Source organism: Mucilaginibacter pedocola, from assembly GCF_002013915.1.
Taxonomy (GTDB): Bacteria; Bacteroidota; Bacteroidia; order Sphingobacteriales; family Sphingobacteriaceae; genus Mucilaginibacter; species Mucilaginibacter pedocola.
Window position 1 is genome coordinate 483,740 of sequence record NZ_MBTF01000023.1, and the last position, 25,043, is coordinate 508,782.

Genomic DNA, 25,043 nt, shown 5'->3' on the forward strand with positions numbered 1-25,043 from the left:
TTAATAGGTAACTGGTACTGTAATGATTACGTTGGTACCCAGGCCGGGCACACTTTTTATATCAACCTCAGCATCAATAAGCCGGGCTCTTTTTTGCATATTTAACAGCCCTGTGCTTTCTTTTTTGGCACGCTCGAGTATAGCCTTTTCAACGTCAAAACCAACGCCATCATCGGCAATTTCCAATTTAAAAAGGCCATCGCTATAAGTTAGGGCGGCCGTTATTACGTTAGCCTGGGCATATTGTATAACGTTATTAAGCACCTCCTGGCAAAGGCGAAACAAAATGATCTCATGTTCGGGGCGCAACCGAAATTCTTCTCCCGTTTTAGATGATGTTACTGTAAACCTTTTGGTTTTAATTAGCCTGTTAAGCTCGTTATCAAATGCTTTTGCAAAGCCTATATGTATAATGTGATCGGTATTTAAACTGGCGCTTAATGCCTTAAGTTCCGATAATAACTGCTTGGCCAATGATTTGGTTTCCGCAACACTCTCCTTCATGCTGTCGGAACTTTGCGGTAATATTTCAGCCAGGTTAATATTGATCAAAGAAACTAATTGGCTAAAGTTGGCATGCAATTCTTTTGAAATATGATCCAGCGTTTGTTCCTGTATTTCCAGTTTAGACTGAAGCAATGGCTGAGTTCGTTCATAAGGCCCATTATGGGGTTATTATTTGCCGGGCAATATACAGGGGAAAGCGTTTTTATCAAGGCTTGCTGTTGCTACCTTTTTCTGTTCATTTTCCTGGTTACTTATTTGCCTTACCTGTTAATACATATCGCGCTTAAATCTATTCACAATATTGGTATTAAAACTTATGAACAACATTTCACCTCCACCACGTAGGCCATACTCGTGGATTCAATATTTTTTCTGGTTGTGGTCTGGTGCCGAAATTGGCATCCTTAAAGATTGCCCTACAGATTATAACCGCCAGGCAAGTATTGGGTTTACCATTTTTATGACCACCATGCTGGCCTTTTGCTCCGGCAGCTACGCCGGCTGGTATTTTGGCCAAACTTATGCAACAGCGTTTATTTTTGGTGGTGTATGGGCTGCGTTAATATTTAGTATAGACCGCAGCATGGTTATTACGCTAAAAAAAGACCCGGATGCAATAAAGCAAAAATTCTGGCTACCATTTTCGTCGCGCGCTGTATTGGCTGTCCTTGTTGCTTTTATCATATCTATCCCCCTTGAATTGCTGATTTTTCAGGAAGAGATACAAGCTAACATGCTGTTTTTTAAAGAAAAGCAAACCAACAGGCTATTAGCGATGACCGATATGAACAGCAATTTGGCAACCAGCCAAAAACAACATAAGATAGATAGTATTGAAGCTGCGCGTATCGAATCGTTGTTATCATTAGACGAACCACGCAATAACAGTATTTATACCGCCCTCAAATCAGATCACAGCCAAAGGTTAAACGAATATACGCGTTTAACAGATGCAGCAAGGAAGGCCCGTGCGAATAGCGTAGTTAGCTGGGCGCGCATACCGGTTGTGGACGGATATAAAGATATGAATACAGCACAAGCGTATGTTTACCGGCGCTACAAGCAGGTTTCGGACGCACGGCGGGCAGAATTACGGCGGTTTGACCTGCAGGGGCTGAGGCAGGCACTGGCCGATAAAAACGATTTTTTGAAAAGGTGGCGTGAGGAAAACGAAAAGAATAAAAAAAAGGCAGATAGCAACAAAGAAAAAACCGCAGCAAGAGTTGAGGCGGCCCTGAAAAACAGGGATGACAAAAAGCATTTGCAAGATAGCCTTACAAAAGATTCTAAAGGGTTTATTACACGCTTTATGGTTCTGGAAGATCTGGCGAGCTTCAAAAACCAAAAAGATAACCCATCGGCTGTAACCGTGTTTTGGTTTCTTTGGCTCATTAGGGTGCTGTTTTTTGTAATTGAAGTTTTGCCCACTATTGCCAAAATAGCAACCCCGGTTGGTGCTTACGATATTGCCATCAGCGCAAAAGAGAAGGACATAGAGCAGGACCTGTTGGCGCGAACGGATGATTACCTGGCAGAGCAGAAGTCGTTGCGAACTATTGAACACGACGCCGTGCAAACCCAATTACAGGACCGCATTGAGATTGAAAGCGAACTACACAAATTATTACTTACTGAAATTGCCGCTGCCCAGGAAGAAGTTGCCCGGCAAAAGTTGGACGCATTTAAGCGAGAGCATCTGTTAAACAAAGGAAGTGAACACTCTGTTGTTGGTGGCTCCTGGCACCAGGAAAATATTACGGAAAACGTTGAGTATTTTTTCAGAGACGGGGCGCTTGGGCCTTTACAGCAACTATTTATTTTAAATGAAGGCGCGTTAACTACCGGTACATGGGAATATACAGCAAACCAAACGGGGCTTGAGTTAGTGCTTCAGGGCAATCAACTAAACTATTTTATAGCCAGGTTAACCAGGGATAGACTAACGCTATTGAAAGAGGGCGGAACAGAGGTGCTCGCATTTTCGAAGTTAAACGCGTGATGTTTTAGCGTGAAAAAAGAATAGCGTAAAAAGACGGCGAGATTTACCGTCGTTTTACGCTATATAGCTGTATAGGTACATTTTATCTTGCAGCATGTTTCCTAACATATTAACAGGAAGGAAAGTAAAAAGCTAAGTATATTTTAAATAAAAAAATACAATGAAAAAACTATTATCATTTGCGCTTTTATTAAGTATTGCATGTTTTTCAAATTGCAAAGTGACCATAATTACAGGCTACGATCAAACGCTTGATGAAACCGTAACCCAAATGCAGAAAGATTTCAATTTGCATTTTATCAAGCTACAACGTGCCCTCCTGACGCAGGACGGAAATCACGATCAGGCGTATGCAAATTTCCAGGACTATTATGATCATCTGGATGCCAACATTATTAGTGTTACAACAAGAAGTTCGTTTATCAGTAAGAAAACGGGTACAACGGTGAAATCTTTAGCTGGTAATCTTATTAAGGCTTTACAGGATTTCGAGTCTAAACATAAAAGCGCCGAAAACGTGTTTAACGACAGGACCAACGACGACAGGCATGGGCTGCAGGATGCAATAAACACTCACTTTGATTCGCTGATATTACTCGAAGAAAAGCTCAAAGCTTCCGGAAAAGCTAAATAATTTTTAAACCTTTAATTATAAGTGCAATGCCATTAGATTTTGATCAAATACTGAAAGACTGCATAGCTGCAGCCAAAAAAGAATTAGGTGCGGGTTGGAATGATGCCGCCCCGTTTGCAGAACAGAAATTTAAGCAATACCTGGAGGATATGGCCGACCTGAATAAGCTAAGGGCCGATGGGACAATAGATGAGGACGAGTTTAAGTACAGAGCAGATTTGCACAAAAGTAGTATGCAAAGTGTTCTTTTGGCTGTAAAAGGCATTGGATTAATTGCGGCCCAAAATATTATAAATGCTGTTCTTGGCATTGTTGGGAAAGCAATTGGTGCCGTTTTGATCGGTGTGTAATACAACCACCGCTTTAGGCGCTTTAATAACCATATGCCCAAGATGTAAATATCTATTTATGAAAATAAAGAGCATTAAATATCTTAATTAGTATAAACCGGGCGACGGACAGTGCGGTGCCGTCAGTTTGTTTTTATTGAATTTTAAAGTTAAAACCCTTGCTATGATAAATATTGTTTGCAAAACACCAAACTGTGGTTTTCCGGTAGATACCAGCGTTGCCTGTACCGACGTGACCTCTCTAATGGGGTTACGTTTTATGGTGGAGAATAAGATTGATAGTTTGAGAACTGTTGATAACGATGAGTCTCATGCACATTTAACTACTGTTAACCGCTATTTAAAGATGTATATTCCTGACGATGAACGTTTAGAGAAAATGTATAATGAATTCAAAGTCTCCAGCCAAACTGGAGAGGCACCGGCAGCAAAAGTAAAGAACCTTTACCTCCAATGCACCAATCCCAAGCCAAGCCCCGACGGACAACACCGGAACTACTATGATGTGAAATGCTAAATCTGACGAAATATGGCAATTAACGACAAAAACATGGCGGGCGGCGACTTTTGGTGCAACGTTGCCGCGGAAAGTATTTATACTTCTGCCGATAGGCGGGCAAAGGCTGCAGATTCGCTGAAAACGGTTATCACCTGGGCATTCGGCGTGTTTTCTACAGGTGGTTTTGCCGTGAGCCTATTCGGCAGCATTAAAGAATTTAATGGTTCTGCACTTATCTGTTTGGGTGTTGCTTTTTTTCTACTCACTATAGCCTATTGTGTTGCCAATATGGCGCAATATCCGGTATCAGAAACATATAATGCGCAGGACCCCGTAGAAATTACTATTGCTTTTTCAAAGGCAGTGAAGCACCAGGCAACAGTGTTTAATACAGCTGTTATTATTTCCTCATCCGGCTTTTTCTTTTTTGCGCTGGGGCTACTCCTGCAATTTACCCATGTTAAAAGCAATCCACCCAAAATACCGCTTCCGGCTCCATTTACCTTAAATACCAGCATACAATTAAAGGACGGCAAAATGTATATCCCTGTTACCGTCAGAGCCGGGAAAAACGATAGCGTAAATGTCGCTATTTATAATAGCACTCCCCCTAAAGTTGGTAAGGTTGCCGCTGTATTATTATTTTCGGTAATACTTAAGCCTGATACTGCCGGCATAGTTTATTATTCGTACAGCCGACAGGCAGAAGATAGCGTAAAAGCCATAACGGTTACCGCGAGTATCGAAAAAAAGAACGGGGATACGATTGCTGAACAAAAAAATACAGCAAACCTAAAGATAAAATAGATTTGCTAATTATCTCGGGCGAAAGAGTAGTTAGGGCCTGTTAAAACAAAAGCCTGCAAATTGATGATTTGCGGGCTTTTGTTATTTAATCATTTTTATGCGGAGAGAGAGGGATTCGAACCCTCGATACACTTTTGGCGTATACACACTTTCCAGGCGTGCTCTTTCGACCACTCAGACACCTCTCCGTATCTTTTTTTGAAGGATTGCAAAAGTAGTAAACTTCTCTGCATTTGGCTAATGAAATATTTAGCCGTTAAGGCGGGCGTACAGAGCATAAAAAAAGCAGGCCGGTTATCAGGCGGCCTGCTCAAACGAAAACTCTAACTCACAAAAATCAAAACTTATATACTGTATCGAAATACACTTATATAGAGCATTATTACTGCCGAAGGTTTAATTGTCGCTAAAAAATAGGCGTTTAAGCATGTATATTTTTTAAGTATGTTTGCTGCGAATTAACCGGCCAAATAAACCGGGCTGTTGCTGATGCCGAACATCGACGAGATAAAGAAACCTATTGCTGCAGAAATTGATGTTTTTGAGGAGAAGTTTAAAACTTCGATGCGAAGCTCGGTGCCTTTGCTTGATCGTATTACGCATTACATTGTAAAGCGCAAAGGCAAGCAAATACGCCCTATGTTCGTGTTTTTTTCTGCCAGTATTGCCGGTGGTATTAACGAGAGCACTCACCGCGGTGCTGCTTTGGTTGAACTGCTACACACCGCCACCCTGGTACACGATGATGTGGTGGACAATTCTTACCAGCGCCGTGGCTTTTTCTCTATCAACGCCCTTTGGAAAAATAAAATAGCTGTACTGGTGGGCGATTACCTGCTCTCGAAGGGCTTGTTACTATCTATCGATAATGGCGACTTTGCCCTGCTGAAAATAGTATCCGAAGCGGTGAAACAAATGAGCGAGGGCGAACTGTTGCAGGTAGAAAAAGTGCGCCGCATGGATATTGGCGAATCGGTTTATTACGAAGTAATCCGCCAAAAAACGGCTTCGCTTATTGCGGCTTGCTGTGCCTGCGGAGCCGCCAGTGCCGGTGCCAGCGATGAAGTGGTAGAGAAAATGCGCCAGTTTGGTGAGCACATCGGTATTGCCTTCCAGATAAAAGATGATATGTTTGATTTTGGTACCGATGATGTGGGCAAACCGCTGGGTATCGATATCAAAGAAAAGAAAGTTACCCTGCCGTTGATATACGCATTGGCCAACAGCACCCCGGCCGAACGCAAACAGATGATAGGCCAGGTGAAGAACCATAACGACGACCCCAAGAAGATAGCCGATATCATCACCTTTGTAAAGCAAAAAGGCGGGCTTGAATATGCCGAGATACAGATGAAAAAATACCAGGAAATGGCTTTTGCCATACTGGATACTTTCCCCGCCGGGCCTTCACGCACCGGGCTGGAGCAATTGGTGCGTTACACCACCGAGCGCAGCAAATAAGGCGTGCCAATGTTGCCCAAAACTTATTAACTTCGTGGCATGCAGCCGTTAGATTTTAGCTTCCTGAAACCCACCATCCCCAATATATTGGATGTGCTGCTGGTTGCCTTTATTTTATACCAGCTGTATAATTTAATTCGCGGCACCATAGCTGCCAACATCTTCATCGGTTTTATAGCTATATGCCTGCTCTATAAAATTGTAGACCTGCTGCACATGCAGTTGCTGAGCGCCATACTGGGCAAGTTTGCCAGTGTGGGTATCATCGCCATTGTAATTGTATTTCAGCAGGAGGTAAGGCGCTTTCTGTTGCTGGTGGGCAAAAATGCTTCGCTGCAACGTAACAAAGCCTGGTGGAAGTATTTTTTTGGCAAGGCCGAAGCAGAGAAAAACAATTACGCCCGCATAAAGCCTATTATTGATGCCTGCAAGGTAATGAAGCAAACCCGCACGGGTGCACTCATTGTTTTTACCAAATATTACGACGAGCAATTTTACCAGAACAGCTGCGAGGTGGTTGATGCCAAAATATCTAAACGCTTGCTCGAAAGTATCTTCCAGAAGAATAGCCCGCTGCATGATGGAGCGGTGGTGATATCTGAAAATAAAATTAAGTCGGCCAGCTGCATTTTACCGGTCACCGAAAAATCTGACCTGCCTGCACAGTTCGGATTGCGCCACCGTGCGGGGATCGGCGTGACTGAAGCAAATGATGCTACGGCAATCATCGTATCAGAAGAAACCGGCGAAATATCCTACGCCAAACAAGGCCGCATAAAAATGAATATCAGCTTCGCCGAACTGGAGAAACTGTTGAATAAAGATTTTTAGTCCTACCTTAGTTGCGCTATTGGAACCGAAGCTCGCGCACGCGTGCCGCGTATGCTTTAATAGTTACGGCGTAACTATTGTTGCCCTGTTTTTCTTGTTTAAATCCTTATCATAAACAGGCATTTTTGAATAGCCATCCAACTTCACAACAGGCATTTTAGAGTTTCCCTGTAGTACCGCAACCGGAGTAAGGTAGCCTTGCATCGGGCCTATCAGTTTGGTTTCGTCCACCTTGGCCTGGTTGAAAGGTGCAAGCGTTGCCAGTTCTTTTAATTTGTTTGCCTCGGGTAGTTTGGTCCAGTCCTTTACCGAGGGCGACGTAAGTGTGGTATCAGTTTTCAAATAAAACAGCGGCGAGGGCTTTTCGCCGGGCATTTTCATATCAGTTTGCGCCATCAAACGGCCGCTGCCAACAAGCAGCATAGCGAAGAGTAATACTTTTTTCATAGAGGTTCGGTTAACTAATACTAAGATAGCGAAATAGTAATTTAACTTAAATGTTAAAAGAGGTTAAAAAGTGTTAAAATAAATGAACACGAATTTGTTCGAATTAAGGCGAATTACACGAATCAAAGCTGTGAGACATAATGCTAACCATGCTTTGTGGAAATTTTCTTCAATTAATTCGTGAAATTCGTGTTCATCAAAAAAGCCGCCCTAAATTCTTAAGGCGGCTTTAACTTCTTAAACGGAAACTACTACTTCAAATCAGCGATAGCTTTTTCAGCAGCGGCAGCCGAAGCGGTATCACCGGCTTTGGCGCGGGCATCTTTTACTGTCCCCAGTATTTCGGCTACTTGCGGGCCAACGTATTGTTTAAACCGTACGCCAAAATCGGCAATGGTTTTTACACCGGCTAATGCGTATTCGTTGTTTTTTAAACGGCCAACCAGGGCGGCAAATTTGGGCATAATGCCAAACTGGGTTTGCGGACCCATTTCGCTGATGGCTTTAGATACGTAAGGCCATTCGGCATCGCCACCGGCGCTTGCATAGGTATTAATTATAGCTTGGGTTAGAGCACCTTCGCTATCTTTTTCGTAGCTTTTAGCCAATGGTAAAGCTTCAGCAGGGTTTTGCAGGCCAATAGCTGTTAAAGCTGCGCCTTGTATAGCATAGCTTTGGCTGCTTAGCGATTGTTTGAACAAATTCATGTTGCCTGATGCTTTTAGTTTACCCAAAGCAGTAATGGCCGCGGCACGCACCAAATTGTTCTCGTCGGTTTGGGCAAGCCTAACAAGTATCGGTACGGCTAAATTGCGCACATCATCCTTGGTTAAGTCGGCAACGTTGATGGCTTTTACACGCAGCATGTAAAATTTATCCTGAATAGCTGCTATGATAATTTTCTGCGCAGTTTTTTCGCTTTGGCGGCTTTTGGCGTAGTCGATAGCTTCGTTACGGTCTAAAAACAAACCTGCATTGAAGTATTGGTAAGCAAACTCATCCAGCGATTTGCTGTCGGTTTTTTTGGTTAACAGTATTTTATCACCATCTACGTTCACCAGATCAGGTTTCGATGGAACTGAGAAAGTGAGGGTGTCTGCTTTATCGCGCATCCAAACCTGGTGGCGTGTTTTTTTGCCGGCGGCATAAATGTCAATAGCCATTGGCAGGGTAAAGGCATTGCCATCCTGCGTTTGCTGCAGGTAAACGGTTTGGGTTTTGGTGCCTTCATCCCATTTGTAGCTGATGTTTAGCACCGGGTGGCCTGCACCGTAGTACCATTGGTTGAAGAACCAGTTCAAATCGCGGCCGCTTGCTTCTTCCATGGCCAAACGTAGTTGTTGTGCTTCGCCGTTTTTCAACCCATTAGTTTTCAGGTAAATGTTCAAACCTTTGTAGAAGGCTGCATTACCTAAGTAATTACGCAACATATAAAGTATGCGGCCACCTTTTTGGTAGGTAACTACATCAAACACTTCCTCTTTATCGTTGTAATGGAAACGCACCAGGTTTTTGTCTTTAGCGCCCGGTGTGTTCAGGTAGCTTTGCATGGCTTCGTAGCTGTGCGCATCGCCTGCATCTTTACCGTATTTGTATTCGGCCCAAATGCTTTCGCTAAAATCGGCGAATGATTCGTTAACCGTCAGGTTGCTCCAGCTTTCGGCAGTAACATAATCGCCAAACCACTGGTGGAACAATTCGTGCACAATGGTGCTGCGGCCGGCATCGTAGTAGCGGTCGGCCAATTCGCGTTTAGTGCCTTGCACGTATTCGCCATGCAGGGTGGCCGAGGTGTTTTCCATCGCACCGCTAACGTAATCGCGCACTACAATTTGCGAGTATTTATACCATGGGTAATCAACGCCCAGGATCTTAGAGTAAAACTCTATCACTTCGGGCGTAAAGCCAAAAATGTCTTTTGCGTAAGGCGCGTATTTTGGCTCCAGGTAGTAGCTTACCTCTTTGTTGCGCCATTTATCTTTATAAACTTTAAAATCGCCAACGGCCATCATAAACAGGTAGGGCGAGTGCGGCAATTCCTGTTTCCAGGTATCGGTGCGCGTGCCATCTTTGTTCACCTTAGATAATACCAAGCGACCGTTGCTCAGCGTAACATACTGCTTAGGCACGGTCATGGTAATTTCTTCAGTAGTTTTTTGGTTTGGCCTGTCAATGGTAGGGAACCAGCACGATGATGCTTCGGTTTCGCCCTGCGTCCATATTTGCACCGGCTTGTCTTTATCGGTACCGTCGGGGTTGATGAAGTACAAACCTTTGGCATCGTTAATGGCAGCGCTGCCTTTTACATGCAGTTCGTTCGGCTTGGCGGTATAATCAATGTAGATAGTATATTTTTCGGCAGCGGTATAAACGCGGTCAAGCTTAATGGCAACGCTCAGGCTATCGTAAGTAAAGGTAAGTGGCGTGTTTTTGCCATTTTTTACTACGGCTATGGTTTTCAGGTCCATGCCTTTTGCATCAAGGCGAAGCGTATCGGTAGGGTACATGTGCGGTTTTAGGGTAACCCATTCTTTACCGTACATATAGCGTTTTGCGTAATCGAACCTTACATCGAGTTTTGTGTGTACAAGGTCGTTAATTTTGGTGGGAGTGGCCCGGTATAGTTTGTAGGCGGGCGTTTCGGTAGGGGCGGTTTCTTGCGCGATAGCTGTGTTTAGTGCGCAGGCACCGATGCTGCCGGCTAATATGGCAGCGCGGAAAATTTTCATATTGCTCGTTTAGTTTTTGAATGATATGCGTGCATAATAAACGCTAAATTATTAGTTTTTATTTGGAAATAAGACGTGTACCACGGTGGAAAGTTACAGCAGGAGCGGGGACAAATGCGGGACGGGGCGTCCATCTAATTTAGGGTTTGGATTTCAGCCCCATTTTTACAAATCCTCTCAATTCCTCATTATCAATGCACATAAAACATTTCTTCACGAATGTTACATACACCCTACCACATAAAAAGCTACTTTAGCCTTTACCAATTATTGCACAAATACATTTACCAAACCGTTTATGCAACGAAGAAGATTTATACAAAACGTGGCCCTTACCGGCACCAGCTTTTTGGTGGGCTCGCAAATGGCCATGGGCGGCATTTTTAAAGGCTCGCCCAACAAAAAAGTAGTGTTAGGCATAATGGGTGTAAACAGCCGCGGCGATTTTCTGGCGCAAAAGCTGGCTGCCATACCCGATGCCGAGATAGGCTACATTTGCGATGTAGACAGCACCGCTATGGCTAAAACCATAGCCAACATCGAAAAACTGACCGGCAAAAAGCCCGAAGGCATTACCGACATCCGCAAACTGCTGGAGAAAAAAGACCTGGATGCGCTGGTAATTGCCGCGCCCGACCATTGGCATGCACCCGCAACCATCATAGCCTGCCAGGCCGGCAAGCATGTTTATGTAGAGAAACCTTGCAGCCACAACCCCCACGAGGGCGAAATGGCCATTGCTGCCGCCGCTAAATATAACCGACTGGTGCAAATGGGCAGCCAGCGCCGCTCGTTTAATAACGTGCAGAAGATGGTGCAGGAATTGCACGATGGCATTATTGGCCGCGCCTACTTTGCGCGTGGCTGGTACGTAAACAACCGCAAGTCCATCAGCTTCGGTAAAGCTGCGCCGGTGCCCGCTAATTTAAATTACGACTTGTGGCAGGGCTATGCTCCGCGTCGCGCATACAAAGATAACCTGATACATTACAACTGGCACTGGTTTTGGAACTGGGGCACAGGCGAGGCACTCAACAACGGCACTCACGAAATTGACGTGATGCGCTGGGGGCTTGGTGTCGATTTTCCGGATAAAGTAACTTCATCGGGCGGGCGTTTTGCCTTTAAGGATGATTGGGAAACACCCGATACGCAAACCATTTTGGTTAACTTCCCCAACAATACCGCATTGAGCTGGGAAGGGCGTAGTTGCAACCCATACAACTCCGAAGGTGTTGGCCGCGGCGTAGTATTTTATGGCGATAAAGGCACCATTAACTATGGCGGCGGTAACGGCTACCAGGTTTATGATTATGCCAACAAACTGGTAAAAGATGTGAAAGACGAAACCCCGGTAGATGCCGGAAACAAAGTAAGCCCCACCGAACTGTTGGACAGGGTGCACCTGCAAAACTTTATCACCTCTATACAGGGCGATACGCAACTGAACCAAACCATCATCAACGGGCACAAGTCGACCTTGATACCGCAACTGGGTAATATAGCCCAGCGCGTAGGCCGCGTACTAAATTGCGACCCGAAGAACGGGCACATATTGCACGATGCAGAAGCCGAAAAGCTCTGGAGCCGCGATTACGAACCGGGATGGAATTTGAAAGTATAGGGGAAGCAAAACGCAGCTAATTTCCCCTCTTGAGAGGGGGCGCGAAGGAAAGTGCGGCTGCAGGGGTGTGTTAGCCACAATGCTATTGCGGCTAATACCGCCCCTGTACCGCCCACTTAAGCAAAGATGCTTGATTGTGCGGTAGTAATGATAATTAGAGTAAACTAATCACATCATGACATTAAAAATATTGAAAAGATAGATTTAATGAAAAACATTAAATTTTTAAAAGATGAAAAAGTTGTTTTAAAATCAGGTGGTCCTGTAATGATGATTGAAAAATACATTTGGGATGATTTTAACGAAGGCTACTCCTCTGAAAGGGTGACTTGTATTTGGTTTACAAACAGTACATTGAATAGAGAAGATTTTAATACTGGTTCTTTAGAGCATTACGAAGATTAATAATTTCCCAACCCTCGGTCAAGCGTCCACGCATGAAGAGGCGATATAAAATACAACAACATCAACCCAAATATGAAGAACAACTTAAAAATATGGATGCTTGCCGGCGTTACCGCTTTGGGCGTGCAGACGGCATCGGCACAATTACAACCGGGCTACACCAAACTATTCGATGGTAAAACCCTTAAAGGCTGGAAAAAACTGGCAGGCAATGCCGACTACACCGTAGCAGACGGTGTAATAACCGGTACCGCAGTACTCAATAGCGGTAATACCTTTTTGGTTACGGAAAAAGAATACGGCGATTTTATTTTGGAGCTGGACGTGATGACCGAAAGCAACCTCACCAATTCGGGTGTGCAGGTACGCAGCCATTACGACCCTGCCGGGCACGAAGGCAAGGGAAAGGTTTACGGTAAACAATGCGAAGTTGACCCCAGCGACCGTGCCTGGACAGGCGGTATATACGACGAAGGCCGCCGCGACTGGCTTTACCCTATGGAACTAAACGCTAAAGGCAAAACCGAATGGAAACCCGGCGTTTACAACCATATTAAAATTGAGTGCATTGGAAACAGTACCAAAACCTGGATAAACGGTACCCCTGCGGCTTATGTAGTTGATACGCTGGATAAAAAAGGTTTTATAGGTTTACAGGTGCATGCCATTAGCGAAGCAGGGCAGGCGGGTAAAAAGATATTCTTTAAAAACATTCAGATAAAAACCGATAAGTTGAAACCGCAGGCTTTTGCCAAAGATGCCTATGTGGTTAACCTGACGCCGAACAGCCTTACCGATTTTGAAACGCAAGGTGGCTGGAAGCTTTTGTTCGATGGCAATAGCAGCAAAGGCTGGCGCAGTGCAAATGCCATGACTTTCCCCGAAAAAGGTTGGAAGGTAAAAGATGGCATGCTATCAGTTATCGGTGCTAATGGCGGCGAATCTACCAACGGCGGCGATATTATAAGTGACGGACAGTACACTGCCTTCGATATGTCGTTCGAGTTCCGGATGTCGAAAGGGGCCAATAGCGGTGTTAAATACTTCGTTACCCTGAGCGAGAAAACGGTAGGTTCGGCTATTGGGCTGGAGTACCAGGTGTTGGATGATGTGGTACACCCCGACGCCAAACTCGGGCGCGACGGTAACCGCACGCTGGCTTCGCTGTACGACCTAATAACCGCCAAAAAACAACCGCGCTTTACCCATCCTATAGGTGCATGGAACATCGGCCGTATTATAGTTTACCCTAACAACCACGTGGAGCATTACCTCAACGGCGTTAAAGTATTAGAGTACGACCGTGGTTCACAAGCCTTCCGCGACCTGGTGGCCATCAGCAAATACAAGGTTTGGAAAGATTTCGGCGAAGCCAAAGAAGGGCATATCCTATTGCAGGACCACGGTTTCGATGTGAATTTCAGAAGTATTAAGATAAAGACTTTGCAGTAGAATTATTTAACCGCAAAGGCCGCAAAGTTTTCGCAAAGGGCGCAAAAATGGTATTCCCAGTTTTGCGCCCTTGTTATATTATCAAGATTTGTGAAATTCGAATAAATTAGAAAAATTCGTGTTAACTCACATTGCGTTACTTTGCGTTTTTCCTCTGCGTTCTTTGCGGTTAAATCGCAAACATACCCCTAACCAACAAGCCTATTACCGAACACCCCACCGTCCGAAACCGAACAGCTGAACGATTTGAAAATTTATTAATTTGCTGTATTACAGATTTTTATAAAATTGGCATACATCTTATATGTTTACCATATAGCAAGCTTGCTTGCGCCATAAGTTCTTGTTAGTCAATTCAAATCAAATCGAAGGTGTCATTCTTCATCAATAGGATCGCAGCTAATCGGTGGAATCAAAAATAATCGGTGTAATCATGCTAAGAAATTATCTAAAAGTTGCCTGGCGCAACCTGCTCAAAAACAAAACGCATACATTCATTAATGTATCAGGTTTATCGGTTGGTATGGCGGTAGCCATGCTGATAGGTTTGTGGATATGGGACGAGTTATCGTACGACAAATACCACGATAATTACAACCGCGTGGTAAAGGTGATGCAACACCAAACCATCAATGGCACCACGCACAGCCAGGTAGCTATCCCTATCCCATTGGGTACTATGCTGCGCAACGATTATACCGGCCCCAACCGCGACTTTAAATACATGGTAATGTCGAGCTGGAATTTTGAGCATATCCTTACGGTGGGCGATAAAAAACTGGCCATGACCGGTAGCTACATGGAACCAGAAGCAACCGATATGCTATCGCTGAAAATGCTTAAAGGCACCCGTAAAGGATTGCAGGATCCTTTATCCATCGTGATATCAGAAAAAGTAGCTACCGCTATGTTCGGTAATGATGACCCTCTGGGCAAAACCATTAAAATAGATAATAAAAAAGATGTTACCGTTACCGGCGTATACGAAAACCTGCCCCGCAATACCGAATTTAACGAACTTACCTATATTTTGCCATGGCAGTTATACCTTGATACCGAAGAATGGCTTAAACGCGCATCTACCCAATGGGGCAATAACTCATTCCAACTGTTCGCCCAGCTTAACCCCGGTGCCGACATTGCCAAAGTAGATGCCCGCATAAAAGACCTTAAAAAGAAAAACATTGCCGCACAGGGCGATAAAGTAGGCGCATCATTCAACCCGACGGTGTTTTTACACCCTATGGAAAAATGGCACCTCTACAGCGAGTTTAAAGAAGGTAAGAATACAGGCGGCGCCATTCAATTTGTGTGGCTGTTCGGTATTATCGGAGTTTTCGTTTTATTGCTGGCTTGTATCAACTTCATGAATTTGAGCACCGCCCGTTCCGAAAAACGCGCGAAAGAAGTAGGCATACGTAAGGCTGTTGGTTCTATCCGCGGGCAGCTCATCGCGCAGTTCTTCAGCGAATCGTTAATGGTGACGGCGTTTGCCTTTGTGCTTTGCATTTTGCTGGTATGGGTAACCTTACCATGGTTTAACCAGGTGGCCGATAAAAGCATGAAGATGCTTTGGAGCAACCCTGCGTTTTGGGCAATAGGGCTTGGCTTTAGCATGCTTACGGGCATTATTGCCGGTAGCTATCCTGCCTTTTACTTGTCGTCGTTTCAGCCTGTAAAAGTTTTAAAAGGTACCTTCAAAGCCGGTAAGTATGCTGCTGTGCCGCGTAAAGTACTTGTAGTGCTGCAATTTTTCGTGTCGGCTACACTTATTATTGGCACCATCATCGTGTTCAGACAAGTGCAGTTCACCAAGAACCGCCCGGTAGGTTACGAGCGTACCGGCGTGGTACAGCTGAACATGAAAACCGAGGATATTCACAAGAACTTTACGGCTGTACGTAACGAGTTATTGGCAAGCGGAGCTATTATAGAAATTGCCGAATCGGGCAGTCCGCTTACCGATGTTTACTCTAACAGCAGCGGTTTCGATTGGGAGGGCAAAGCACCCGACCTGCAGGACGATTTTGCTTACATCCGTATAACCCCTGAGTTTGGTAAAGTGGCACAATGGCAGATCATAGAGGGGCGCGATTTCTCGCGGGACATCAAAGCCGATTCGTCGGCCCTTATCCTCAACGAAGCATCTGTAAAATTTATGAACCTGAAACACCCGGTTGGAGCCATTGTAAAAAGCGGCGATTACAAAATGCATGTTATTGGCGTGGTGAAAGACCTGGTGATGTCGTCCCCATACGAGCCGGTGAAAACTACGTTCTTCTCCATGTCGGGCGGGGGGGGCGATCTGGTGGATATTCGCCTGAACCCTAAAATGAGCAGCCATAATGCATTGGCTAAAATTGAATCGGTATTTAAACAGTACGACCCGGGTAGCCCCTTCGATTATAAATTTACTGATGATGAGTATGCCCGTAAATTTGCCAGCGAAGAGCGCGTAGGTAAGCTGGCAGGCTTCTTTACCCTGTTAGCCATCTTCATTAGCTGTATGGGCCTGTTCGGTATGGCATCGTTTATGGCTGAGCAACGCACCAAAGAGATCGGTGTGCGCAAGGTGCTGGGCGCATCGGTGTTTAGCCTGTGGCAATTGATGTCGAAAGATTTTGTGGTACTGGTATCTATCTCGCTGATGCTGGCCATACCGGTTGCTTACTACTTTATGGGCGGCTGGCTGCAAAACTATAAATACCGCGCCGACCTATCGTGGTGGATATTTGCTGCTACCGCTTTTGGAGCCATAGGTATAACCATGCTTACGGTGAGCTATCAAAGTATTAAAGCAGCATTGAGCAACCCGGTAAAGAGTTTGCGCAGCGAATAAATTATAAAGCCCGATAGCTACATGGACCTTAAAAATCAAATTTGGAACCTGGTAGCAAAGAAGCTGGCAGGCGAAGCATCGGCAGAGGACCTGAAAGAGCTGGGAACTCTGCTTAAAAAAGACTCCGTTACTGCCAACAAGGTATACACCATTGAAGGCTGGTGGGAGGATAGCCGGGAGGCAGAACGAGATAATAGTGTTATATTATTTAACAGGATACGCAGCAGAATAGAGAGCCAACAGCCAAACGCAACATCGTTTAAGATGCCGGAAGCTGAAAGGAATAACCTAATAAATACAGGTATGATACGAAATTATTTAAAAGTTGCCTGGCGCAACTTAACCAAACATAAGGTTTATAGCGCCCTTAATGTTGGCGGTTTAGCCATAGGTATTGCCGTTACCATGCTGATAGGGCTTTGGGCATATTTTCAATATAGTTACGACCGCTTTTTGCCCGGCTACGAGCAGGTATACCAGGTGCGCCGCAACTTTAACAGCAATGGCGATACGCTAACCTTCAGCAGTACTTCGTTAAAACTCGCCGATGCCCTTCGCGCGCAAATACCCGAAATGGAATACGTAGCCGAAACCGACCAGGTGGGCTTTCATGGTTTGCTGGCGGATAATACCAAGTTGTTTATGAAAGGCATGTTTGTAGGAGAAGATTTTCTGAAGATATTCCCGTACCCTGCCGCCAAAGGGAGTATCGGCAAAGCTCTGGATGACCCTTATAGCATTGTAATAACCGCCTCAACAGCCAAAGCTCTTTTCGGCACCACTGATGCCATTGATAAAACAGTAAAATTTGATAACCGCGATAACCTGAAGGTAACCGCAGTTATTGATGACGTGCCCGCAAACTCTACCCTGCAGTTTAGTTACCTGGTGCCTTTTAAATATTACGAAATGAGCCAGCCTTGGGTGAAGGAGGTGCGCAATGGCAGTTTCAGCGATAACTCTTTTTGGCAGTACGTGAAACTTAAGCCAGGTGCCGATTACAACCGCGTGATGGCCAAAATACGCGATATAGAAAAGGTAGAAACCAGCAGCGTAAATGCCGTAAACTCCAACGTAATTATCCAGCCTATGGCCGACTGGCACCTCTACGGCACCTACAAAAATGGAAAAGCCGTTGGCGGGTTCATCGAGTATGTGCGCATGTTCAGCATTATTGGCGTATTTGTGCTGGTGATAGCTTGCATCAATTTTGTGAACTTGTCTACGGCACGCTTCGAAAAGAGAGCGCGAGAAGTTGGCGTTCGCAAGGCGATCGGCTCCGACCGTAAGCAACTCATCATCCAGTTTTTGGTAGAGGCCGCTATGGTGGTAGTTGTATCTTTTGCGCTTTGCCTTTTACTGGTGCAAGCCGTGCTGCCATATTTCAATTCGCTTACGGGCACTAATATTAATATACCGGCCAATAGCCCGGCATTTTGGCTCATTACATTGGTGAGTATAGTTTTGGTATCCTTACTGGCAGGCAGCAGGCCTGCGTTCTACCTGTCATCATTCAACCCCGTGTTAGTATTGAAAGGGAGCGTGAAGGCTGGCAAGAGTGCCGTGGTATCGCGCAAGGCTTTAGTTATTGTGCAGTTTAGTTGCTCCATTGCTTTAATTATAAGCACCATTGTGATATATAACCAGATCATGTATGCTAAAGATCGATCTACAGGTTACGAGGTAAGCAAACTGGTAACCACCAGCATGAACGAAGACCTGAGCAGAAATTATACCGCCTTAAAGAACGATTTGCTGCAAAGCGGTGCCGTGGAATCAGTAACTACAGCTTCCAGTCCGGCTACCGGCGTTTACTCGCATGGCGATGTAGATTCGTGGCCGGGCAAATACCCCGGCGAAACGGTAGAGTTAGGGTATATTTTCATGAGCGATGATTATTTTGAAACGCTTGGCATGAAGCTGCTTTCGGGCAGGGAGTTTATTAAGGGCTCTAAAGCTGATTCTACAAGCATCATCCTGAATGAAGCCGCCGTAAAACGCTTGCGCCTGAAAGATCCGCTTAACCAAATGATCGTAAAAAACGGCATGCAGTACCGCGTTGTTGGCGTGGTAAAAGATGCCCTGATGGATTCGCCCTACGCTAACGCCGACCCAACTGCCTTTATAGGCGGTGGTGGCTGGAATATGATATACAAGCTGCCTGCAAAAGCAGATACGCATGCTGCAATAGAGAAACTTACCGGCATATTTAACAAATATAACCCCGCATTCCCCTACGATTACCGCTTTGTGGATGATGACTACAACCAGAAGTTCAGCGAAGAATTATTGGTAGGCAAGCTTTCGGCAGTGTTTGCTGCACTGGCGGTTTTTGTATCGTGCCTGGGGCTGTTCGGAATGGCAACCTTTATGGCACAGCAGCGCACCAAAGAAATAGGCGTACGCAAAGTGCTTGGCGCAAGCGTTACGCAGCTTTGGGCAATGTTATCTAAGGATTTCCTGGTGTTGGTAATAGTGAGCTGCGTGGTGGCATCGCCCATTGCCTGGTGGTTTTTAGAAGGCTGGCTGCAAAAATATACCTACCGCATTAGCATAGGCCCCGGCGTGTTTTTACTTGCCGCCGCATCGGCCGTTGTCATAGCTATTTTAACGGTAAGTTACCAAAGCATTAAAGCCGCACTGAGCAACCCGGTGAGGAGTTTACGGAGCGAGTAAGTGGAGTTAAGAGTCAAGAAATTAAGATTCAGGAATCAAGACAAAAGACAGAGACTTGATTACTAAATAAAAAAGACCCGGCGTTTTGCACCAGGCCTTTTATTTTTTCTTAGCTCTTGATTCTTTTATCTTGACTCTAAAGCTTAGCAATACTCGTCAAAAGCATCTATCAGGTTATCTGCAATCATTTGTGCAGGGCGGCCTTCTATTTGGTGGCGCTCTATTATGTGTACCAGTTTACCATCTTTAAACAGCGCCATTGATGGCGACGATGGAGGGTAAGGCAACATCAGGCTGCGTGCAGCATCAACGGCTTCGCGCTCCATGCCGGCAAATACGGTTACCAGGCGGTCGGGGTGTTTTTCGTTAGCAGCAGCCATACGCGCAGCAGGGCGGGCATTGGCAGCAGCGCAGCCGCAAACCGAGTTAACCATCACAAATACAGTACCTTCGCTTTTAATAGCGCTGTTTACTGCATCGGCGTCCTTCAATTCTTCAAAACCAACTTTGGTTAATTCTTCCCGCATTGGGGCAACTAAATATTCCGGGTACATATGTGTATTAGCTTAATTCTAAATTTTATACAAAAATACCAAATCATTTAACAAAAAATATACGTACAAAGAATAAACCCGAATTATTGACGTTCGGGTTATAAACAGCGTTTTTGCCCGGCAATTAAAATTTATGTTTATATTGCGTTGTCGGTTAACGCTGATCCCTGATTAATTAACTAAAGAAAAAACTTAAAAACTGCACGTTTAAGTAATGGGCATCTTTACTCAAAAAAATCAAACCCAACCCAGGGTAGTACAAGTAAAAGCAAAGCATTTTAATAGTATAAAATTAGCCATAGCGGCGGGCATCATCATGGTAATGGTACTCATGACAGCCGTTTTTCGCCTAAACCGCCAGGTGGCCGAACAAAGTAACGAGAACCTGCGCCTGCATTCGCAAATTGCGGCCTTGCAAAGCGAGGTTGATAAAAGCACCGAAGACGCCATGCTGGCCAACTCCGAAAAAGAGGGGAACCGCAGCAAAGCAGTAGGCTATATCGAGAGCATACAATCTAAACTAAAAAGCATTAATACATATCTCAGTAAACGTGGCCTGCGCAGCATCAGCTTCAAAACCGTTAACCTGAGTACCAATAAAGAGAAAAGCGATACCAAAATGTACAGCGAGTTTAACGCTTACCTGGATAGGTTGGTGAACAATATTGCTTACATGCCAATGGGCTACCCGCGCTTAAGCTCGTTTACTTCGTTTTTTGGCTACCGCAGTAACCCTTTCGATTTTGGTGGTGGCGAGTTTCACCCGGGGTTAGATTTTAAAGGCCGTAAAGGCGAGCCTGTTAAATGTACCGCCAGCGGCAGCGTTATTTATGCGGCCAAAGCAGGTGGCTACGGTAACTGCGTGCGTATAAAACACCCTAACGGACTGGAGACCTGGTATGGCCACCTTTCGAAGATCAATGTTCGCGAAGGCCAGCGCGTTACCGTGGGCGATGTTATTGGCAAAGTAGGCTCAACCGGCCGCTCTACCGGCCCGCACCTGCATTACGAGATACGCAAGAACGGCCGCCCGGTAAACCCTAAAGGGTATTTGAGTTTGAATATGTGATCGTAGATTTGAGATAGATAATCTCAAGCATAAGATGAAAAGCAGTTGGTTTACCGGCTGCTTTTTTCGTTCTATGTAAAATGTGGTATTGTTTGGGAAACGTACTTCCAATTGATTAAAAATGTGAAAGTTAACGCAATGTTAATTTGCAGATATGGTTCACATTATTTATTTTGCATTCCCTAATTATTAAAACTGATGGCCCCAAAGACATCTGACGTTACTACCATTATGATCCTGAATCGTAACGAGAGCACCCGTTCGTTGCAAGTAAAAACCAAACACATAAAAAGGCTTAAACATTATACGGCAGCATTGGCTGCTGTTTTTGTGTTGCTTGGTGGCGTTATTTATTACATGTATGCCCAGAACTTACGCCATGAGCAGGAGAAAATGCAGCTGATGTCGCAAATAGTGAAGCTTAAGGGCCAGATACCGGCCAGCCTGATAAAAGCAGGCGAAGAGCATTCGGCCCAGGGCTACATCCAGCAAATAGAGGGTAAGCTTAAAACCATAAACGATTACCTGCGCCGCCGCGGCCTAAAAGGGTTCAGCACCAAAGGTACGGGTGGCGATAATAATGCCGAGGGCAAAAAACTATCAGATAAAGAAGTTTACAGCCTGTATAACGATTACTTGAACCGACTGATGGGCAACATCGCCTTTACACCAATGGGCTATCCGCGCATGGATGGCTTTAGCTCGGTGTTCGGCTATCGCAGCGATCCGTTTAACTCTGCAAGTGCCGAATTTCACCCCGGTATTGATTTTAAAGGCGACCGCGGCGACGAAGCCCGCAGCACTGCCAACGGTAAGGTTATTTTTGCCGGCTGGTTCGGTGGTTACGGCAATTGCGTGCGCATACAGCACGGTAACGATTTCCAGACCCTTTACGGGCACCTCTCGCGCATCAGCGTAAAAGTAGGGCAGCAGGTAGTGGTTGGCCAAAAGGTAGGCGAGGTAGGCTCTACAGGCCACTCAACCGGAACGCACCTGCATTACGAAGTACGCAAAGGCGGTAAACCTATTAACCCTGTAAACTTTTTGACTTTGAATAAATAAGGGTTAGTGAGTGGAGAACGGTGAGTAGAGAATGGTTGCTTTTGTTGCAGCTTTATTTCACCGATAAACCAACCACTCACCACTCTCTCAATAAACCACTCACCCTCCCCAAAATATGTTCAACAAAAAAGAGAAAGTAGCATTAGACCTGCAAGCTATATCAACCCTGGTTAGCGAAGGTGCTGTGATAGATGGTAACCTTAAGGCCCCGGCATTTGCCCGTATAGATGGTACCGTGAACGGTAATATCACCGTTGACGAAGGGCTTATACTGGGCGAGAAGGGCCTAGTTAAAGGCAACATCGTTACCAAAGAAATTGTTGTTTATGGCAAAGTTACCGGCAATATCAATTGCACCTCGCTGGAGATACGCAGTACCGGCAATATCAACGGCGAAGTAAAAACTGAAACCCTGCAGGTGGAGCGCGGTGGCATACACAATGGTAGCCTGATGATGGCCCCTGTGGTTGCCGGCAAAACTATTGGCGAGAAAGCGGCTTAGCTTCAGTTTGCAGTGTGCAGTTGGCAGTTTAGCTAATAACACACCGTCACATGAATGAGATTTTACCCTTGGTTTGTAACTGACGGTTGGCGATGTGGTCAGTTGAACGACCGCAACCCCTCCCTGCCTTTGCGCTCCTACCAGCCGCACCCCTCCCACGTGGGAGGGAATTTCTCAGCGGCATCATTCCATCATTGAAATCAGCGGTTCGGGCTTATCCTATGGCAACAAAACCTTTTAGCTTTTCCGTAAAAAAATTATATTCTTTACTTTTGAGGAAAAAAACACAGAAAAGCTATGTCGACAGTAGAAACCACCTACGTTAAAAATAAAGTGAAAGATATTTCACTTGCTGCCTGGGGCCGCAAAGAAATTGAATTGGCTGAAGCTGAAATGCCGGGCCTGATGGCCTTACGTGCCGAGTATGGCGCAAGCCAGCCACTTGCCGGTGCACGCATTGCCGGCTGCCTGCACATGACTATTCAAACTGCGGTTTTAATTGAAACCCTGCAGGCGCTGGGTGCCGAGGTTACCTGGTCATCATGTAACATCTTCTCTACGCAAGATCACGCTGCTGCTGCTATTGCTGCTGCCGGTACTTCTGTTTACGCCTGGAAAGGTATGAACGAGCAGGAGTTTGACTGGTGTATAGAGCAAACGCTTTTCTTTGGCGAAGACCGCAAACCATTGAACATGATATTGGATGACGGTGGCGACTTAACCAACATGGTTTTCGACCGTTACCCTGAATTGGCCAAAGATATTAAAGGCCTGTCTGAAGAAACTACTACCGGTGTACACCGTTTATACGAGCGTATGAAAGCAGGTACTTTATTGATCCCGGCTATCAACATCAACGACTCGGTTACCAAATCGAAATTCGATAACAAATACGGCTGCCGCGAATCGTTAGTTGACGCTATCCGCCGCGCTACCGACGTAATGATGGCCGGTAAAGTAGGTGTTGTTTGCGGTTATGGCGACGTAGGTAAAGGCTCTGCCGATTCACTACGCAATGCAGGTGTACGTGTTATCGTTACCGAGATCGACCCTATCTGCGCCCTGCAAGCTGCTATGGAAGGCTACGAAGTGAAAAAACTTTCTACCGCTATTGCCGAGGCTGACATTGTTGTTACTGCAACCGGTAACAAAAACATCGTTCGCGAGCAACACTTCAGTGCATTGAAAGATAAAGCTATCGTTTGTAACATTGGCCACTTCGATAACGAAATCGATATGGCATGGTTGAACGGCGCTTACGGCAGCACTAAAATTGAAATTAAACCACAGGTTGATAAATACACCATAGAAGGTAAAGACGTTATCGTATTAGCCGAAGGCCGTTTGGTTAACTTAGGTTGCGCTACAGGCCACCCAAGCTTTGTAATGAGCAACTCGTTCACCAACCAAACTTTGGCTCAATTAGAGCTTTGGACCAACACCGCAGCTTACGAAAACAAAGTTTACACCCTACCTAAACACCTCGACGAAAAAGTTGCCCGTTTACACCTTGCCAAAATTGGTGTAGAACTGGAAGTTTTAGACCAGGACCAGGCCGAGTACATCGGCGTAACTGTAGAAGGCCCGTTCAAACCGGAGTACTACCGTTACTAATTTCAGAATCAAGACTTTTAGAGTCAGGAATCAAGATAGAAAAGGGATGTGGCGATCAGCCATGTCCCTTTTTTGATTAGCAATTGGAAAGAAAGGAGTTATTTCTTTTTCTTGTACCTAACCGACATTAGTTCGGCAGTTAATGCGAAGTAACGCTCGATGCTCTCGTCGGATAAGCCCGTGATGGTTTTAGTACGTTCATTTCTGATGGTTGCTTCATCGCGGACTTCTTTATCCTTACCGTCTCCCTTGGTAAATTCTTTGCGGTCATGTAACACGAAGGCTTTGGTCGAGTCGGCGAGTTTATTCTCGGCCAGCAATTTGTTTAGCAGGCTGTCGCCCCTATCAGTACTTAACAGGTTTAAAACCACTGCAGCATTGTGTTTGCCGGTTGGCGTGCCGTTCTCAGTAATGCCTATCAAATTGTCTTCGGCGGCTTTAATGCTCATCAGGTTATACAAAAACAAGCTGGCATCAATAGCGCTTAGGTCGATCGCGTGCATTGCAAGGTAAACGTGCACTTTGGGTGTACTGATCAATTTTTCGGCTAAGGGGGCTATGTCTTTTCCTTTATTTCCTAACAGAAAACTAACGTTTAAATAAGGTTCTCCCTGTATATTGTTAAGGTCGGTTTTCTTTACCGATGCCAGCACCGCATCTAAATATTCTTCCTTTTTATCAAGTGTAAGTATCAGCGTGGCCGCATCGAAACAAAAATAAGGGTCGTTGTTTTCTGCCAGTACCATTTCTTTAAGGCAGGGCAGGGCCGCCGCGGGGTCGGTTTTTGCGAGGTCCCAAAACTTATCAAGCTGGGCCGATTTGGCGTCGGTTTGCTTGTCATTTAACGTGTTTGGCTTGAAGCCATAATATTCTTTTTTTAAAGTTGCCAATTTCTCGCAAAGCGATTGAGCGGAGCAAGCACACGAAAAGCAGGCAAATAAGAGAGCGGTAATAATACGGGCCATGTGTTAAGGTTGATAAG

Annotated in this window: 21 protein-coding genes and 1 tRNA gene; 16 read left to right on the forward strand and 6 right to left on the reverse strand. The window is 45.2% G+C overall.

What is annotated here, in order from left to right; genetic code table 11:
• Window positions 1-639 carry a sensor histidine kinase gene (locus BC343_RS19675; protein ID WP_143822274.1) on the reverse strand — a complete coding sequence of 213 codons (639 nt, stop codon included), beginning with the start codon at window positions 637-639 and terminating at the stop codon, window positions 1-3.
• A 184-nt stretch (window positions 640-823) separates the two neighbouring features.
• Between BC343_RS19675 and BC343_RS19685 the strand changes: the two genes are divergently transcribed.
• The 5 genes from BC343_RS19685 to BC343_RS19705 all read left to right on the forward strand — a co-directional run bounded on the left by BC343_RS19685 (window position 824) and on the right by BC343_RS19705 (window position 4,796).
• Window positions 824-2,506: a DUF4407 domain-containing protein gene (locus tag BC343_RS19685; protein ID WP_078349505.1), complete on the forward strand. Its 1,683-nt coding sequence runs from the start codon at window positions 824-826 to the stop codon at window positions 2,504-2,506.
• Window positions 2,507-2,666: 160 nt separating this feature from the next.
• Window positions 2,667-3,140 (forward strand): hypothetical protein, encoded by a 474-nt coding sequence (locus tag BC343_RS19690; RefSeq protein WP_078349506.1) that lies wholly within the window; start codon window positions 2,667-2,669, stop codon window positions 3,138-3,140.
• 26 nt (window positions 3,141-3,166) lie between these two features.
• Window positions 3,167-3,490, forward strand: a complete 324-nt coding sequence (locus BC343_RS19695) for a hypothetical protein (RefSeq protein WP_078349507.1) — start codon at window positions 3,167-3,169, stop codon at window positions 3,488-3,490.
• A 163-nt stretch (window positions 3,491-3,653) separates the two neighbouring features.
• On the forward strand, window positions 3,654-4,007 hold the full coding sequence (locus tag BC343_RS19700; protein WP_078349508.1) for a hypothetical protein: 354 nt from the start codon (window positions 3,654-3,656) through the stop codon (window positions 4,005-4,007).
• Between the two features lie 12 nt (window positions 4,008-4,019).
• The gene (locus BC343_RS19705) at window positions 4,020-4,796 is read left to right on the forward strand and encodes a hypothetical protein (protein ID WP_078349509.1); all 777 of its coding nucleotides are present in this window, start codon (window positions 4,020-4,022) and stop codon (window positions 4,794-4,796) included.
• Window positions 4,797-4,896: 100 nt separating this feature from the next.
• Here BC343_RS19705 and BC343_RS19710 read toward each other — a convergent pair.
• Window positions 4,897-4,984 (reverse strand) — tRNA-Ser (locus BC343_RS19710).
• 301 nt (window positions 4,985-5,285) lie between these two features.
• Between BC343_RS19710 and BC343_RS19715 the strand changes: the two genes are divergently transcribed.
• Both BC343_RS19715 and cdaA read left to right on the forward strand, forming a co-directional pair.
• Window positions 5,286-6,257 carry a polyprenyl synthetase family protein gene (locus BC343_RS19715; RefSeq protein ID WP_078349510.1) on the forward strand — a complete coding sequence of 324 codons (972 nt, stop codon included), beginning with the start codon at window positions 5,286-5,288 and terminating at the stop codon, window positions 6,255-6,257.
• A gap of 39 nt (window positions 6,258-6,296) precedes the next feature.
• Window positions 6,297-7,088 carry a diadenylate cyclase CdaA gene (cdaA, locus tag BC343_RS19720; RefSeq protein ID WP_078349511.1) on the forward strand — a complete coding sequence of 264 codons (792 nt, stop codon included), beginning with the start codon at window positions 6,297-6,299 and terminating at the stop codon, window positions 7,086-7,088.
• A 63-nt stretch (window positions 7,089-7,151) separates the two neighbouring features.
• On the opposite strand, the gene BC343_RS19725 is transcribed toward cdaA, so the two are convergent.
• A complete protein-coding gene (locus BC343_RS19725; protein WP_078349512.1) occupies window positions 7,152-7,535 on the reverse strand; it encodes a hypothetical protein in 384 nt (127 codons plus the stop codon).
• Window positions 7,536-7,786: 251 nt separating this feature from the next.
• Complete coding sequence (locus BC343_RS19730) at window positions 7,787-10,264, reverse strand: M1 family metallopeptidase (RefSeq protein ID WP_078349513.1); 2,478 nt, start codon at window positions 10,262-10,264, stop codon at window positions 7,787-7,789.
• A gap of 298 nt (window positions 10,265-10,562) precedes the next feature.
• Here BC343_RS19730 and BC343_RS19735 point away from each other — a divergent pair, with 298 nt between their 5' ends.
• The 5 genes from BC343_RS19735 (at window position 10,563) to BC343_RS19755 (ending at window position 19,260) form a co-directional block, all read left to right on the forward strand.
• A complete protein-coding gene (locus BC343_RS19735) occupies window positions 10,563-11,888 on the forward strand; it encodes a Gfo/Idh/MocA family protein (protein WP_078349514.1) in 1,326 nt (441 codons plus the stop codon).
• 207 nt (window positions 11,889-12,095) lie between these two features.
• The gene (locus BC343_RS19740; protein ID WP_078349515.1) at window positions 12,096-12,293 is read left to right on the forward strand and encodes a DUF2158 domain-containing protein; all 198 of its coding nucleotides are present in this window, start codon (window positions 12,096-12,098) and stop codon (window positions 12,291-12,293) included.
• Between the two features lie 72 nt (window positions 12,294-12,365).
• Window positions 12,366-13,745, forward strand: coding sequence for a 3-keto-disaccharide hydrolase (locus BC343_RS19745; RefSeq protein WP_078349516.1), 1,380 nt, complete (start codon window positions 12,366-12,368; stop codon window positions 13,743-13,745).
• Window positions 13,746-14,178: 433 nt separating this feature from the next.
• Complete coding sequence (locus BC343_RS19750; RefSeq protein WP_078349638.1) at window positions 14,179-16,584, forward strand: ABC transporter permease; 2,406 nt, start codon at window positions 14,179-14,181, stop codon at window positions 16,582-16,584.
• Window positions 16,585-16,605: 21 nt separating this feature from the next.
• Window positions 16,606-19,260: an ABC transporter permease gene (locus BC343_RS19755; RefSeq protein ID WP_238381812.1), complete on the forward strand. Its 2,655-nt coding sequence runs from the start codon at window positions 16,606-16,608 to the stop codon at window positions 19,258-19,260.
• Between the two features lie 143 nt (window positions 19,261-19,403).
• On the opposite strand, the gene BC343_RS19760 is transcribed toward BC343_RS19755, so the two are convergent.
• Window positions 19,404-19,814, reverse strand: coding sequence for a BrxA/BrxB family bacilliredoxin (locus BC343_RS19760; protein WP_078349517.1), 411 nt, complete (start codon window positions 19,812-19,814; stop codon window positions 19,404-19,406).
• Window positions 19,815-20,028: 214 nt separating this feature from the next.
• Here BC343_RS19760 and BC343_RS19765 point away from each other — a divergent pair, with 214 nt between their 5' ends.
• The 4 genes from BC343_RS19765 to ahcY all read left to right on the forward strand — a co-directional run bounded on the left by BC343_RS19765 (window position 20,029) and on the right by ahcY (window position 24,061).
• Window positions 20,029-20,883 carry a M23 family metallopeptidase gene (locus tag BC343_RS19765; protein ID WP_078349518.1) on the forward strand — a complete coding sequence of 285 codons (855 nt, stop codon included), beginning with the start codon at window positions 20,029-20,031 and terminating at the stop codon, window positions 20,881-20,883.
• Between the two features lie 198 nt (window positions 20,884-21,081).
• On the forward strand, window positions 21,082-21,945 hold the full coding sequence (locus BC343_RS19770; protein WP_078349519.1) for a M23 family metallopeptidase: 864 nt from the start codon (window positions 21,082-21,084) through the stop codon (window positions 21,943-21,945).
• A 115-nt stretch (window positions 21,946-22,060) separates the two neighbouring features.
• The gene (locus BC343_RS19775; protein WP_078349520.1) at window positions 22,061-22,447 is read left to right on the forward strand and encodes a bactofilin family protein; all 387 of its coding nucleotides are present in this window, start codon (window positions 22,061-22,063) and stop codon (window positions 22,445-22,447) included.
• A gap of 297 nt (window positions 22,448-22,744) precedes the next feature.
• Complete coding sequence (gene ahcY / locus BC343_RS19780; RefSeq protein ID WP_078349521.1) at window positions 22,745-24,061, forward strand: adenosylhomocysteinase; 1,317 nt, start codon at window positions 22,745-22,747, stop codon at window positions 24,059-24,061.
• 98 nt (window positions 24,062-24,159) lie between these two features.
• Here ahcY and BC343_RS19785 read toward each other — a convergent pair whose 3' ends face one another.
• Entirely contained in the window at window positions 24,160-24,951 is a 792-nt protein-coding gene (locus BC343_RS19785) for a hypothetical protein (RefSeq protein WP_078349522.1), read from the reverse strand.
• Window positions 24,952-25,043: the final 92 nt, after the last annotated feature.

Bases quoted from the DNA above. Each gene is read 5' to 3' on its own strand.
- BC343_RS19715 (WP_078349510.1), top strand. From the start codon at position 5,286: ATGCCGAACATCGACGAGATAAAGAAACCTATTGCTGCAGAAATTGAT.
- BC343_RS19740 (WP_078349515.1), top strand. From the start codon at position 12,096: ATGAAAAACATTAAATTTTTAAAAGATGAAAAAGTTGTTTTAAAATCA.
- BC343_RS19700 (WP_078349508.1), top strand. From the start codon at position 3,654: ATGATAAATATTGTTTGCAAAACACCAAACTGTGGTTTTCCGGTAGAT.
- BC343_RS19765 (WP_078349518.1), top strand. From the start codon at position 20,029: ATGGGCATCTTTACTCAAAAAAATCAAACCCAACCCAGGGTAGTACAA.
- cdaA (WP_078349511.1), top strand. From the start codon at position 6,297: ATGCAGCCGTTAGATTTTAGCTTCCTGAAACCCACCATCCCCAATATA.
- ahcY (WP_078349521.1), top strand. From the start codon at position 22,745: ATGTCGACAGTAGAAACCACCTACGTTAAAAATAAAGTGAAAGATATT.
- BC343_RS19685 (WP_078349505.1), top strand. From the start codon at position 824: ATGAACAACATTTCACCTCCACCACGTAGGCCATACTCGTGGATTCAA.
- BC343_RS19735 (WP_078349514.1), top strand. From the start codon at position 10,563: ATGCAACGAAGAAGATTTATACAAAACGTGGCCCTTACCGGCACCAGC.
- BC343_RS19745 (WP_078349516.1), top strand. From the start codon at position 12,366: ATGAAGAACAACTTAAAAATATGGATGCTTGCCGGCGTTACCGCTTTG.
- BC343_RS19705 (WP_078349509.1), top strand. From the start codon at position 4,020: ATGGCAATTAACGACAAAAACATGGCGGGCGGCGACTTTTGGTGCAAC.
- BC343_RS19690 (WP_078349506.1), top strand. From the start codon at position 2,667: ATGAAAAAACTATTATCATTTGCGCTTTTATTAAGTATTGCATGTTTT.
- BC343_RS19760 (WP_078349517.1), bottom strand. From the start codon at position 19,814: ATGTACCCGGAATATTTAGTTGCCCCAATGCGGGAAGAATTAACCAAA.
- BC343_RS19695 (WP_078349507.1), top strand. From the start codon at position 3,167: ATGCCATTAGATTTTGATCAAATACTGAAAGACTGCATAGCTGCAGCC.
- BC343_RS19725 (WP_078349512.1), bottom strand. From the start codon at position 7,535: ATGAAAAAAGTATTACTCTTCGCTATGCTGCTTGTTGGCAGCGGCCGT.
- BC343_RS19770 (WP_078349519.1), top strand. From the start codon at position 21,082: ATGGCCCCAAAGACATCTGACGTTACTACCATTATGATCCTGAATCGT.
- BC343_RS19755 (WP_238381812.1), top strand. From the start codon at position 16,606: ATGGACCTTAAAAATCAAATTTGGAACCTGGTAGCAAAGAAGCTGGCA.
- BC343_RS19775 (WP_078349520.1), top strand. From the start codon at position 22,061: ATGTTCAACAAAAAAGAGAAAGTAGCATTAGACCTGCAAGCTATATCA.
- BC343_RS19730 (WP_078349513.1), bottom strand. From the start codon at position 10,264: ATGAAAATTTTCCGCGCTGCCATATTAGCCGGCAGCATCGGTGCCTGC.
- BC343_RS19750 (WP_078349638.1), top strand. From the start codon at position 14,179: ATGCTAAGAAATTATCTAAAAGTTGCCTGGCGCAACCTGCTCAAAAAC.